Source organism: Rhodanobacter sp. sgz306013, assembly GCF_057031145.1.
In genome coordinates, this window is the sequence record NZ_JBXCIJ010000004.1 from 122,683 (window position 1) to 137,012 (window position 14,330).

General features: G+C 68.2%; 6 protein-coding genes. All 6 read left to right on the forward strand.

The genetic code is table 11. The features are described from left to right. The first annotated feature begins 281 nt into the window (after positions 1-281). On the forward strand, positions 282-2,951 hold the full coding sequence (locus tag AC2EWF_RS13645; RefSeq protein WP_483639931.1) for a beta-mannosidase: 2,670 nt from the start codon (positions 282-284) through the stop codon (positions 2,949-2,951). Then, positions 2,948-5,542 (forward strand): glycoside hydrolase family 3 C-terminal domain-containing protein, encoded by a 2,595-nt coding sequence (locus AC2EWF_RS13650; RefSeq protein WP_483639932.1) that lies wholly within the window; start codon positions 2,948-2,950, stop codon positions 5,540-5,542. The genes AC2EWF_RS13645 and AC2EWF_RS13650 overlap by 4 nt, the downstream gene beginning before the upstream one ends. Beyond that, positions 5,539-6,978, forward strand: a complete 1,440-nt coding sequence (locus tag AC2EWF_RS13655; protein ID WP_483639933.1) for a glycoside hydrolase family 125 protein — start codon at positions 5,539-5,541, stop codon at positions 6,976-6,978. Before AC2EWF_RS13650 ends, AC2EWF_RS13655 begins: the two co-directional genes overlap by 4 nt. Before the next feature lie 38 nt (positions 6,979-7,016). Beyond that, complete coding sequence (locus AC2EWF_RS13660) at positions 7,017-9,461, forward strand: GH92 family glycosyl hydrolase (protein ID WP_483639934.1); 2,445 nt, start codon at positions 7,017-7,019, stop codon at positions 9,459-9,461. A 141-nt stretch (positions 9,462-9,602) separates the two neighbouring features. Further along, positions 9,603-10,934 carry an alpha-L-fucosidase gene (locus AC2EWF_RS13665; protein WP_483639935.1) on the forward strand — a complete coding sequence of 444 codons (1,332 nt, stop codon included), beginning with the start codon at positions 9,603-9,605 and terminating at the stop codon, positions 10,932-10,934. A 352-nt stretch (positions 10,935-11,286) separates the two neighbouring features. Beyond that, positions 11,287-14,301, forward strand: a complete 3,015-nt coding sequence (locus AC2EWF_RS13670) for a TonB-dependent receptor domain-containing protein (protein WP_483639936.1) — start codon at positions 11,287-11,289, stop codon at positions 14,299-14,301. Positions 14,302-14,330 lie beyond the last annotated feature (29 nt).

Here is a 14,330-nt window from a genome sequence, read left to right on the forward strand (position 1 = left end):
GGCCGGCGGCGTCCGGGGTCACCCCCCGCGGCCGCATGCTTTGGATCGGTTGAAGCGGCCACGCGACGACGCCCCCACGACTTCGTGCCCGATTTATTGCAGTGCGGCATGCGCCATGTCCGGGTCGGTGCTAGCGTCCACATGGATCGATCTAAATCGATGGCGAGAGTGGCCGCGACGACCTCCTGACGGGGCGCGACGACGCGGTCCCCGGAGTGCGGGCGAGACAAGAGGGGCGGGTAATGGCAGACCGGATGGCGCGACGCACGACGGGGGCATCGATGCAGCGTCGCAGGCACGGGCGGGCAGGCGGCCCGGGGCGCTGTCTGGCCGTCGCACTTTTCCTGCTGGTGCTGGGCGCGCCGCTGCCGGGCAGGGCGATGTCGCTGGTGACACAGTCGCTGGACGCCGGCTGGCAGTTCCGGCTCGCACCCGGCGACCGCCACGCCGCGGAGCATCCGCAAGCCGCGCGATGGCTGCCCGCCAAGGTGCCGGGCACGGTGCAGACCGATCTGCTGGCGGCGAAGCTGGTGCCCGATCCGTACTGGCGCGACGACGAGGCGAAGATCCAGTGGGTGGGCCTGGCCGACTGGCAGTACCGCAGTACCTTCACCGTGGATGCGGCCACCTTGGCGCGCAGGCACGTGGACCTAGTGTTTGACGGCCTGGATACCTTCGCTGACGTCACACTCAACGGCCACAGGCTGCTGGCCGCCGACAACATGTTCCGCCGCTGGCGCGTCGACGCGAAGGCCTGGCTGCACGCGGGGGCGAACACGCTGGAAGTCACCTTGCACTCGCCGATCGCACGGTTGCAGCCCTGGCTGCTGAGGCAGCCGTATGCGTTGCCCGGCGAATTCGATTCGGCCTTCGGCGACGAACCCGAGGGCAAACAGACGGCCAATTACGTGCGCAAGGCCGCGTACCAGTACGGCTGGGACTGGGGCCCGCGCATCGTCACCGAAGGCATCTGGCAGGACGTGCGGCTGGAAAGCTGGGACACGTTGCGCCTCGCCGGTTTCCACATTGCGCAGCCGAAGGTCGACGCCGACGTGGCAAAGCTGCAGGCGCAGCTGCGCATCGCGTCCGACGTGGCGGGCAAGGCACAGGTCACGCTGCGTTGGCGCGCACCGGACGGCGGCGCGCAGTCGCTGCAGCGCGAGGTGGCGCTGAAAGCCGGCACCAACGAAGTGTCCCTGCCGTTCGAGATCGCCCGTCCGCAGCGCTGGTGGCCGGTGGGTTACGGCAAGCCCAACCTGTACGACTTCCAGGTCGATGTCGCGACGGATGGCCAGGCCGTGGCCAGCGCCGAGCGCCAGACCGGCCTGCGCAGCGTGCAGCTGCTGCGCCAGAAGGACCGGTGGGGCAGGAGCTTCGCCTTCGTGGTGAACGGCGTGCCTATCTTCGCCAAGGGCGCGAACGTGATCCCGATGGATAGCTTCCCGAACCGTGTCACCACGGCGCGCATCGATGCGATGCTGCAGTCCGCGCGCGACGCCAACATGAACATGCTGCGCGTCTGGGGTGGTGGCTATTACCTCGAGGACGCGTTCTATACCAAGGCTGACAAACTCGGCCTGATGGTGTGGCAGGACTTCATGTTCGGCGGCGCGATCCCGCCCTACGACAAGGCCTTCCGCGACAACACGCGCGCCGAGGCCGTCTACCAGGTGGATCGCCTGCGCGACCATCCGTCCATCGTCGTGTGGGTCGGCAACAACGAAGTCGAAACCGCATGGGAATCATGGGGCGGTGGTGCGCATCTCAAGGCCACCCAGCCCAAGGCCGAAGTGCAGCACATCGAGCAGGGCATGCGCGAATTGTTCGACCACACGCTGCGCGATGTGGTGGCGTCGCAGTCGCCCGAAACGCCGTACTGGCCCAGCACGCCCAGCAGCGACTACGACGGCAAGGCCAACGTGCTGGACGACGGCGACTACCATTACTGGGACGTCTGGTCGGGCAAGGCGCTGCCGGCCAGCGCCTACCTCGACGTCACGCCGCGCTTCCAGTCCGAGTACGGCCTGCAGTCCTTTCCCGCGATGGCGACGCTGCGCAGCGTGCTCGATCCGAAGGATCTCTCCATCGACTCGCCGGTGCTGCGCGCGCACCAGAAGTTCGACAAAGGCAGGGGCAACCAGCGCCTGCTGATGTACGTAGAGCGCGCGTACGGCAAGCCGAAAGACTTCGCCGCGCTGGTGTACCTCAGCCAGGTGATGCAGGCCGAGGGCATCCAGCTCGCTGCCGAGCACCTGCGCGCCTCGCGCCCGCAGAGCATGGGCTCGATGTACTGGCAGCTCGACGACGTGTGGCCCGGCGTGACCTGGGCCAGCATCGACTACTACGGCCGCTGGAAGGCGCTGCAGTACCACGCGAGGCGCTTCTATGCGCCGCTGCGGGTGGTGGCGATCCGCAAGGACGGCCAGACCCGGGTGTCGCTGGTGTCCGACCGCACCGCGCCGCTCGATGCCGAACTGCGGGTGCGCGTGCTGGACATGGACGGCAAGCCACTGTGGGAACACACGCAGCCCGCGCACGTGGCGGCGCTGGCCAGCACCCCGGCCGGCGACTACAGCGATGCGCAACTGCTGCACGGCGCCGATCCGCGCCGCACGGTGGCGGTGTTCGAGTTGCTCGACCACGGCAAGCCGGTCTCGCGCCACCTGGTCTACTTCGACGACGCGAAGAACCTGGCGCTGCCCGATCCCGGCCTGAAGGCGGAGTTGTCTGCCGATGGCCGCAGCATCACGGTGAGCGCGCAGCACCTCGCCCGCGAGGTGTGGGTGGACTTCGGCGATGCCGATCCCGATGCGCGGCTGTCCGACAATGCCTTCGACCTGCTGCCCGGCGAGTCGGTGACGCTGCAGGTCGACAGCACGTCCGATGCGGCAGCGCTGCGTCATTCGTTGGTGGTGCGCAGCCTGTATGGCGCCACGGTGGCTGCGCCATGAGGAAGCGCGGGGCCGGCACGGCGGTTCTTGCGCTGCTGCTGGCGGCCGGACCGGCTGCGGCGCAGACGCAAGGCGCGGCAGCGCGCGCGTCGGCGCTGGTGGCGAAGATGACGCTGGCGGAAAAGGTATCGCAGCTGCAGAACGACGCGCCGGCGATCCCGCGCCTCGGCGTGCCTGCCTACGAATGGTGGAACGAGGGCCTGCATGGCCACGCGCGCGACGGCTACGCCACCGTGTTCCCGCAGGCCATCGGCCTTGCCGCGAGCTGGGATGCGCCGTTGCTGCAGGAGGTGGGGACCACGGTTTCGGTCGAGGCGCGCGCCCGCTTCAACGCGGTCGGCGCGGGCCATGCGCACGCGCGCTACCAGGGCCTGACCATCTGGTCGCCCAACATCAACATCGACCGCGATCCGCGCTGGGGGCGCGGCCAGGAAACCTACGGCGAGGATCCGTTCCTCACCGGCAGCCTCGCGGTGGCCTTCGTGCACGGCATCCAGGGCGACGATCCGCGGCATCCGCGCGCCATCGCCACGCCCAAGCACTTCGTGGCGCACAGCGGGCCGGAGACCGGCCGCGACAGTTTCAACGCGGTGGTCTCGCCGCACGACCTGGAAGACACCTACCTGCCGGCCTTCCGCGCGGCGGTCACCCGGGGCGGCGCGGGTTCGGTGATGTGCTCCTACAACGCCTTGAACGGAGTGCCCACGTGCGCCGATGCGACGCTGCTGGACACGTGGCTGCGCAGGGACTGGGGTTTCAAGGGCTACGTGGTGTCCGACTGCGACGCGGTGGGCGACATCTCGGCCTTCCACCACTACAGGCCTGACGACGGGCAGGCGGCCATGGCCGCGCTGCACGCCGGCACCGACCTCGACTGCGGCCACACCTACGCCAGCCTGGCCGCCGAGGTGCGCAAGGGCGCGCTGCCCGAATCCGCGCTGGACGCGTCGCTCGTTCGCCTGTTCGCCGCGCGCTACCGCCTCGGCGAACTCGGCGGCGACAGCCGCTATGCGCAGATCGGCGCGAACGAGATCGACAGCGCGGCACACCGCAAGCTGGCGCGGCAGGCGGCGCAGGAGTCGCTGGTGCTGCTGAAGAACGCGCACGGCACGCTGCCGCTGCGCAGCGGCCTGCGCCTTGCGGTGATCGGTCCCGACGCCGACACGCTGGAAACGCTGGAGGCGAACTACCACGGCACCGCGCGTGCGGCGGTCACCCCGCTCGAAGGCCTGCGGGCGCGCTTCGGCGCCGGCCGCGTGAGCTACGCGCAGGGTGCGCCGGTCGCGGCGGGCGTGCCCATTCCCGTACCGGAGACGGCGCTGCGTACGCCGGATGGCGCCGTCGGCCTGCGCGGCGCGTACTACGCGAATACCGATTTCAGCGGCACCGCGAAGCGGGTGCGCGCCGACCGCCGGATCGACTTCGACTGGGACCGCGCGGCCCCGGCCGCCGGGCTCGATGCCGGCCATTACGCGGTGCGCTGGCGCGGCGAGCTGCTGCCCCCGGGGCCGGGCGACTATCTGCTGGCCGTGCACGTGGACCGCTGTTTCGACTGCAGCGCGCACGATGCGGTGCGCCTTTTTGTGGACGGCAAGCCGGTGCTCGTCGACGACGGCGATGGCACGCACATGCAGGCGCAGCTGCATTTCACCGACACCAGGCCCCATGCGCTGCGCCTGGAACTGGTGCATGCGAGCCGGGACCAGGGCGTGCGGCTGCAATGGCTGGCGCCGCCCGCGGCGCAGCTGGCCGAAGCCGGGCGCGCGATCCGCGCGGCGGACGCGGTGGTCGCCTTCGTCGGCCTGTCGCCCGATGTCGAGGGCGAGGCGCTGCAGGTCGACGTGCCGGGCTTCGCCGGTGGCGACCGAACTTCGCTGGCGTTGCCGGCGGCGCAGCGCGCGCTGCTGGAACATGCGGCGGCCTTCGGCAAGCCGCTGGTCGTGGTGCTGATGTCCGGCGGCGCGGTGGCGCTGGACTGGGCGAAGCAGCACGCCGACGCCATTCTCGCCGCGTGGTACCCGGGGCAGGCCGGGGGCACCGCTATCGCGCAGGTGCTGGCCGGCGACGCCAATCCCGGCGGCCGCCTGCCGGTGACGTTCTACCGCTCGGTGCACGACTTGCCGCCATTCGACAGTTACGCGATGCAGGGGCGCACCTACCGCTATTTCCGCGGCACCCCGCTGTATCCGTTCGGCTACGGACTGAGCTACACGCGTTTCGCCTATGCCGCGCCCCGTTTGTCGACGGACGCGCTGGAGGCGGGCGGCGCGCTGCAGGTGGGCGCGGAGCTGCGCAACATCGGCCAGCGCGCGGGCGACGAAGTGGTGCAGGTGTACCTGGATGTGCCGCCGTCGCCGCAGGCACCGCGGCATGCGCTGGTGGGTTTCCGGCGCGTGCATCTCGCGCCCGGCGAGAGCCGGCGGGTGGACTTCATACTCTCGGCGCGCGACCTGAGCAGCGTGGATGCGGCGGGCAGGCGTGCCGTCGAGCCCGGTCGTTACCGGGTCTTCATCGGTGGCGGCCAGCCCGGCGACGCCCAGGGTGTCACGGCCGCATTCACCATCAAAGGCAGCGAGGTGCTGACACCATGACCATGGGTGCGCTCTCCCGACGTGACCTGCTCAAGCTGATCGGCGGCAGCGCCGTCGCGGCGGCCTGGCCCGGCATCGCCATGGCGGCCAGGGCACAGGTACGACCCAGCCGTCGCCCGCCGCCCGCCAGGCGCAGGTTTTCCAGCGCTGCGGTGGAGGCGGAAATCACCCGCCTGCAGGCGAAGATCGGCGATCCCGAGCTGGCCTGGATGTTCGGCAACTGCTACCCGAACACGCTGGATACCACGGTGCACATGGACACGCTGCGCGGCAAGCCGGATACCTTCGTCATCACCGGCGACATCGACGCGATGTGGCTGCGCGATTCCTCGGCGCAGGTATGGCCCTACCTGCCGCTGGCGGCGAAGGACGCGTCGCTGCGCCGGCTGTATCGCGGGCTGATCCATCGTCATGCGGCGTGCATCGCCATCGACCCGTACGCGAACGCCTTCCTGCCCGACCCGCGGGGCAAGACGACGTTGAGCTGGGCGCAGCACGACCTCACCGACATGAAGCCTGGCGTGGCCGAGCGGAAGTGGGAGATCGATTCGCTGTGCTGGACGATTCGCATCGCCCACGGTTACTGGAAAGCCACCGGCGACCGCGTGCCGTTCGACGACGACTGGCGCGCCGCGATGCACCTGGTGCTGGCGACGTTCCGTGCGCAGCAGCGCAAGCACGGGCCGGGGCCGTACCACTTCCAGCGCGCGTCGGCGGTGCCCACGGACACGGTGCCGCTGGACGGCTACGGCAATCCGGCGAAGCCGGTGGGGATGATCTTTTCGATGTTCCGGCCCTCGGACGACGCCTGCACCTACCCGCTGTTCGTACCGGCGAATGCCTTCGCCGTGGTGTCGCTGCGCCAGCTCGCGGAGATGTCGCGCGCGCTGCACGGCGATGCGGCGTTCGCCGCCGATTGCGAGGCGCTGGCCGCCGAGGTACAGGCCGCGCTCGGGAAGCATGCCGTCATGACCGAAGCCGGCGAGGACTTCTGGGCCTACGAGGTGGACGGCTACGGCAACCAGCTGTTCATGGACGACGCCAACGTGCCCAGCCTGCTGGCCTTGCCCTACCTTGGCTTCTGCGCGCGCGACGACGCGCGCTACCGCCGCACCCGCGCCCGCGCCTGGGGCGCACGCAACCCGTATTTCTTCCGCGGCACGGCGGCGGAGGGCATCGGTGGCCCGCACGAAGGCCTGCGCATGATCTGGCCGATGTCGCTGATGGTGCGCGCGCTCACCAGCGACGACGCCGGCGAGATCCGCCAGTGCCTGCACTGGCTCAAGACCACCCACGCCGGCACCGGCTTCATGCACGAGGCCTTCGACCAGGACGATCCCGCGAAATTCACCCGGCCCTGGTTCGCCTGGGCCAACAGCCTGTTCGGCGAGCTGATCGCAGGACTGGCCGACCACCACCCCGAGCTGCTGCGCTGACAACTGCACTTCCACATTCCCCGAAGGAGCCCACGACCATGGTGACCCGTAGACGATTCCTGCAAGGCGCAGCGGCGCTGACGCTGCTTGGCGGCCTCGATCCGCGCGGCACGCTGGCCGCGCCGCGCGGCCAGGGCAGCGCGGCGGCGCTGACCGGGCTGGCGAAGAACGGTGTGTCGCGCTGGGTGGATGTGTTCGTCGGCACCGGCGGCCATGGTCACACCTATCCCGGCGCGTCGATGCCCTGGGGCATGGTACAGCTCTCGCCCGACACCAACGACTTCGGCTGGGACGCCTGCTCGGGCTACCACCAGGCCGACGGCTCGATCATGGGCTTCTCGCACACGCACCTCAGCGGCACCGGCGCCAGCGACATGCTCGACGTGCTGGTGATGCCCGCGCAGGGCGAGGTGCTGCTGGACCCGGGCGCGCGTGGCCTGCCGGCGGAGAACTACTACTCCCGGTTCGACGGCGCGGCGCACGGGCCGCACCTCACCGCAGACTCGGTGGCGCATCCGGGCAAGGGCTACCGGTCGCGCTACGACAAGGCATCGGAGCAGGGCGTGCCCGGCTACTATCGCGTGCGCCTCGCCGACCACGACATCCTCGCGGAGCTGACCGCCACGCTGCGCACCGGCCTGCATCGCTACACCTTCGCCAAGGGCGGCAAGGCGCACCTGCTGGTCGACCTCGCACACGGCTACCACGACGACCCCAAGGTGCCGTGCAAGGTGTCGGACGCCACGCTGAAGCTGGTGGGCAAGGACACCCTGGTCGGCGGCCGCCGCGTGCACCAGTGGGCGAACGGACGCCACATCTACTTCGCGATGAAGCTGTCGCGGCCGTTCACGCAGGCCACGCTGTACAGCGAGAACCAGCCGCTGCCCAGCGGCACGGGCGAGGCCAGCGGCACGCACCTCAAGGCCGCGCTGCACCTGGACGACGCCGGCAAGGCACCGCTGCTGGTGAAGGTGGGCATCTCCGGCGTGGACATCGACGGCGCGCTGCGCAACCTGGAGTCGGAGCTGCCGAACTGGGATTTCGAGCACGTGCGGGAGGCCGCGGCGGAGCGCTGGGAAGCCGAGCTGTCGCGCATCCGCATCGACACGCCGTCGGAGACGGCCAAGCGCACGTTCTACAGCTCGCTCTACCACACCATGCTCGCGCCCACGCTGTTCGGCGACGTGGATGGCCGCTACCGCGGCATGGATCTCGCCGTGCACCAGCTGCCGCAGGGCCAACACAACTACAGCACCTATTCGCTGTGGGACACCTACCGCGCGCTGCACCCGCTCTACACGCTGTACCAGCCGGACAAGGTGCCCGACCTGGTCAACGGCCTGGTGCGCATGGCCGCGGAAAGCCCGGATGGCCCGCCGGTGTGGCCGCTGCAGGGCGTGGAGACCGGCTGCATGATCGGCTACCACTCTGCCGTGGTGATCGCCGAGGCGCAGGCCAAGGGCTTCGCCGGCATCGACTACGCCAAGGCGTGGCCGATCTACCGCAAGCGCGCCTTCGACGACGACTATCGCGGCCTGCCGCTGTACCGCAAGCTGGGCTACATCCCCGCCGACCAGGAATGGGAGTCGGTGAGCAAGACGCTGGAGTACTCCTACGACGACTGGGCGCTCTCGCACCTGGCCGAACGGCTGGGCGCGCAGGACGATGCGAAGAAGCTGCGCGAACGCTCGCGCAACTACCGCCACGTGTTCGACGAGAAGATCACCTTCGTGCGCCCGCGCGACAGCAAGGGCCGGTGGATCGAGCCGTTCGACCCGCGCGAGATGGGGCATTTCGACAAGTGGCGCGATTTCACCGAGTCGAACCCGTGGGAAGCCACCTTCCTCAACCAGCACGACTTGTACGGCTACATGCCGATGTTCGGCGGCGTGGCGGCGTTCGAACGCAAGCTGGACGAGCTGTTCACCACCAGCTCCAGGCTGCCCCCCGGTGCGCCGCCGGACATCGCCGGCATGATCGGCCAGTACGCGCACGGCAACGAGCCCAGCCACCACGTGGCCTACCTCTACGCCTACACCGGCAGCCATTGGAAGACGCAGTCGCGCGTGCGCATGCTGCTGGAGACCATGTACCCGCCGCTGCCCGACGGCATCGCCGGCAACGACGACTGCGGCCAGATGGCGGCGTGGTACGTGCTGGGCGCGCTGGGCCTGTACGCAGTCGATCCGGTGAGTGCGAACTACGTGTTCGGCAGCCCGCTGTTCGACCGCGCCGAGATGGCGCTGGGCGAGGGGAAGAAGCTCATTGTCGAAACGCACGGCAACGGCCCGGGCAAGGCCTACATCCAGTCGGTGACCTGGAACGGCAAGCCATGGACGAAGAGCTGGATCAGCCACGCGGAGCTCGCGGCCGGCGGCACGCTGGCTTTCGTGATGGGCGATACGCCGAACAAGAAGTTCGGCGCCGCGCCGGAGGATAGGCCGCCGTCCTACGGCCGCCTGGCCGGCAAGGGCGAGGCCTGAGCGGTGCGGGGACTGCAGTTCGAAACTTCTCCGTTCGCACTGAGCGTAGCCGCGAAGCGGCGAAGTCGAAGTGCGGGTGCCGGGGAGCTTCGACTGCGCGCCTTCGGCGCTGCGCTCAGCCCGAACGGTATCAGGAGGCAAGTGATCTTGCTGCTCGCCGGCGCCTGCCTCGCAGCGGCGCAGGCCGTCGCAGCGGCGCCTTCAGTGACGGCGCCTGCCGAGGCGCAGCGCATGCAGTGGTTCGCCGACGCGAAGTTCGGCATCTTCATCCACTACGGCATCTACGCGGTGGACGGCATCGACGAGTCGTGGTCGTTCTACGACGGCTACGTCAGCTACGACCACTACATGCAGCAGCTCAAGGGCTTCACCGCGGCGAACTACCACCCGCAGGCCTGGGCCGACCTGATCCGCGAAAGCGGCGCGCGCTACGCGGTGCTCACCGCCAAGCACCACGACGGCGTGGCGCTATGGGATACGGCGCAAGGCCTCAACGTGGTGAAGGACACGCCGGCAAGGCGCGACCTGGTCGGGCCGTTCGTGCAGGCGCTGCGCAAGGACGGCCTCAAGGTGGGCCTGTACTTCTCGCTGATCGACTGGTCGCACAAGAACTACCCGGGCTTCACCAAGACCGAGTCGCGCTACGACGCCAAGGCCGATCCCGCGCGCTGGAACCGCTTCGTGGGGTACTACCAGGGCCAGTTGAAGGACCTGTCACAGCGCTACAACCCGGACCTCTACTGGTTCGACGGCGACTGGGAGCACAGCGCCGCCGAATGGCACGCGAAGCAGGTGCGCGCGATGCTGCTGGCGCGCAACCCGGGTGCGATCATCAACTCCCGCCTCGCGGGCTACGGCGACTACGCCACGCCGGAGCAAGGCCTGCCGATCACGCGCCCGCCCCAGAAATACTGGGAGCTGTGCCTGACCATCAACAACTCCTGGGGCTGGCAGCCGAACGACCGCCACTTCAAGAGCGCGAACCAGCTGATCCGCATCCTCGCCGACACTATCGGCATGGGCGGCAACCTGCTGCTGGACATCGGCCCGCGCGCCGACGGCACGATCCCCGCGCAGGAGGTCGACACGCTGAAGCAGATCGGCCGCTGGACCCACAAGCACGCCGAGGCGATCTACGGCACGCAGGCCGGCATCCCCAAGGACTACTACGCCGGCTCCAGCACGCTGTCGAAGGACGGCCGCACGCTGTACCTGTTCGTGGACGGGCGGCCGAACGGCCCGGTGCTGGTGAAGGGCCTGATGAACCGCGTGCTGCATGCCCGCGTGGTGGGCAACGGCACCACGCTCGATACCCAGGTGGTGGGTAAGCCGTACTGGAGCAAGGTGCCGGGGCTGCTCTACGTCACGGTGCCGCCCGCCGCGTTGGACCCCGAGGTCACCGTGCTGGCGCTCACCCTGGACGGGCCGGTGCGCCTGTTCCACGACGAAGTGAAGCCGATCGAGAGCAACTGAGCTGCAGTGGATCGCGCATGGCACTGCCGCGGCGCCGTCCGGCTCCAGGCTGCCCGACGGAGGTGACCGCCATATTGCAATGCCGCTTGCATCGTTCATGGGTGAGTGATAGTTTCAAATATGAATCGATCTAAACCGGACGGGGATGGTCCGGTCGAGGCAGCAGGGAAAGAAAAAAAGCGGGTGTTGCGCGGCGTTTTGCGGGCCACGGCGCGCGCGATGCCGCCATTGATTGACACGATCCAAATGTGTTCCTTGGTCGCCAGACCTGATTGACGAAAGGCCGGGAAGCAGGGGCTCTCCCGGCCACGCAACAACACAGACAACAAACATGCTTGAGGGAGGGGTTTCCATGCGTCATGCCATCGCATTGCGTCGCAACGCACTCGTGAGTGCACTTTCCATCGCCCTGCTGTCGCCGCTGGCCGCCTACGGGCAGACGGCGTCCACCACGGGCGATCAGTCGGCTACGACGCCGGCTCCCAGCCAGAACAAGGCGGTGAACCTGAAGGCGGTCACGGTTACCGGCTCGATGATTCCGCGCGTGGAGATCGAGGGCAATGCGCCCGTGGTCACCATCACCGGCGCGGAGATCAAGAAGCAGGGCTTCACCACGTTGTGGGAGTTCCTGGACTCGCTGCCGCAGATGGGGCCGCAGGTGCAGGATCCGGCTTCCTGGGGCGCCACCGCGGTCAATGCGCGTCCGCTCAACCTGCGCAACCTGGGCCCCGGTTTCAGCCTGCTGCTGATCGATGGCCACCGTGTGGTGGACTACCCGCAGTCGCTGTATGCGCACAGCAACTTCCAGAACTACAGCAACATCCCCACCGGCATGGTCGACCATGTCGAAATCCTCGCCTCCGGCGCCTCGTCGATCTACGGCTCGGACGCGGTGGCCGGCGTGGTCAACGTGATCCTGAAGAAGAACTACCAGGGCAACGAGCTGCAGGTAACCGGCGGCGGCGCGCAGCGCGGCGGCCGCGCCTATGGCGACATCAACTTCTTCGGCGGCACGTCGGGCGAGAACTGGCACATCCTCTACAACGTGGAGAAGTCCAACCGCTCGGCGTTGTGGGGCATGGATCGTCCATACCAGGACTCGGTGTCCTCGGCGGGCTACGGCGCGTGGAACCCGGCCGACCGCCTGTTCGGCTACCAGTACGATGCGGCCGGCAGCATCGCGCTCTCGGCGATGACCGCTTCCGGCCAGTACATCACCCCGCCCGCGGGCACCTGCGACAAGTTCAGCAACTCGCAGCTTTACCAGTCGCACAGCGTCACGACCAACGGCACGCAGGTCACCGGCAGCACCAGCAACGGTTATTACTGCGGGCAGCCCGCCCTGTTCCAGAACTGGGTGCTGACGCCGGGCAACCGCAGCAACAACGGCTACGTGGCCGGCGAATACGACTTCAGCAATGGCCTGCAGCTCTATGGCTCGGCGGCCCTGTACAACTCGGTGGGTATCTCCAATACCCAGTTGTGGGGCCTGGGCACGGGTGAGTTCTACGACCAGAGCACGGGGCAGGTCATCACCCAGGCCGTCCGTCAGTTCACCGCACAGGAAATCGGCACCTCGGGCAACACCCATGACCGCGAGCAGAACTGGAACATCACCACGGGCCTGCGCGGCACCATGTTCGACGGCAACTTCAACTGGGATCTGAGCCTCAACACCCAGAAGTACATCGTGCGCGAGGACTACACGGCCTTCAACCAGACGGCCACGGACAACTTCTTCCTCGGCAAGCAACTGGGCAGCACCACCGACAGCAACGGCAATACCATTCCGATCTACGCCATGAACTGGCAGCAGTGGTGGAACCCGATCAACCCGCAGCAGTACAGCCAGTTCTCGGTCAATGGCCAGGACACCGCGGCGTCGTGGCTGGACCAGGTGCAGTTCCGCATCAACGGCGACCTGTTCAAGTTCCCGTGGGTGGACGAGTCGGTGGGTTGGGCCGCGGTGGTGGAAGCCGCGCACAACGGCTTCCAGCTCTCGCCCGACGCGCGCGCATCGAATTCGGCGACGTTCGTGAATCCGTTCTATTCGGACAACACCGGTGCCGGCACCCGCCAGCGCTACTCGCTGGGCACGGAGTTCCGCGTGCCGATCTTCAATTCGCTGACCTGGACCATCTCCGGCCGCCTGGACAAGTACCACGACGCCAGCCGCGCCGACGTGGCCCGCACCTGGGGCACCGGCATCGAATGGCGTCCCTTCGACAGCCTGCTGATCCGCGGCACCTACGGCACCAACTTCAAGGCGCCGGACATGCAGGCGGTCTACCAGACCGGCTCCACCTCGCCGGTGGGCATCTACGAGGACTACCTGAGCTGCATCAACGCCATCAAGGGCGGCAATACCAACAGCACCTGGTGCAACGGCAACATCCAGCGCCCGCAGTCGCAGTACTACACCTCGTTGACGGGCGGCAGCCGCCTGCTGCTGCCGGAAACCGGCCACTCCTGGACCTACGGTCTGGTGTGGCAGGTGCCGGGCGTCGAGGGCCTGTCGGTGTCGGCCGACTACTGGCACATGGGCGTGGACAACTCCATCCAGTACCTCGGCAACGACACCGTGCTGCAGGACGAGGCGGGCTGCCTCACCGGCTACCAGCCGGTCGGCTCGGGCGGACTGGCGGCGTACACGGCGCACGTGCAGGGTTCGGCGTATTGCCAGATGGTGACCGGCATGGTCCAGCGCAACGCGGACGGCACCATCAACACGGTGCACTCCGGCCCGATCAACGAGGCCTCGCTGTACGTGAGCGGCGTGGACGCCTCGCTGAACTACAAGTGGCGCAGCGAGGAATACGGCGACTTCACCACCAGCATCAACTACACCGACAACCTCTCGTACAAGCAGCGCGTGCTGGCCTCCGACCCGCTGCTGAATACCCGCTACAACAACGCGGCGAGCAGGGCCACGTGGATAGGCACCTGGCACAAGGGTGACTGGGACGTGTCGCTCTCCGGCGTGCGTGTGGGCAGCGTGCGCGCCAACAACTACGGCGGCTGCAACGTGCTGGACAACGGCATCCAGCCGAGTCCGATCACGGCCAAGGCGGCTGACGGCACCGTCTACAACACCGGCGTCTGCACGGTGCCGTACAACGGCGGCTCCATGGTCGTACAGGACACCACGTACATGGGCCGGGTGCCGCCGTGGATCACGTGGAACGGCTCGGTCGGCTGGCAGATCAACCCGGAGACCAAGCTCACCTTCACGGTGTCCAACATCTTCGACAAGGTGGGGGCGATCCCGTACTACTCCGGCGGCTTCGAGTTCGTTCCGACCAACCAGACCGCCGACGAATACACCGGTCGCGAAATGTTCCTGTCGTTCGATTACAAGTTCAACTGATCCCTCTCAGGTTGGACTTGTTCCCCCAG

Coding starts and splice junctions, on each gene's coding strand:
- AC2EWF_RS13645 (WP_483639931.1), top strand. CDS start 282: ATGCAGCGTCGCAGGCACGGGCGGGCAGGCGGCCCGGGGCGCTGTCTG.
- AC2EWF_RS13650 (WP_483639932.1), top strand. CDS start 2,948: ATGAGGAAGCGCGGGGCCGGCACGGCGGTTCTTGCGCTGCTGCTGGCG.
- AC2EWF_RS13655 (WP_483639933.1), top strand. CDS start 5,539: ATGACCATGGGTGCGCTCTCCCGACGTGACCTGCTCAAGCTGATCGGC.
- AC2EWF_RS13670 (WP_483639936.1), top strand. CDS start 11,287: ATGCGTCATGCCATCGCATTGCGTCGCAACGCACTCGTGAGTGCACTT.
- AC2EWF_RS13660 (WP_483639934.1), top strand. CDS start 7,017: ATGGTGACCCGTAGACGATTCCTGCAAGGCGCAGCGGCGCTGACGCTG.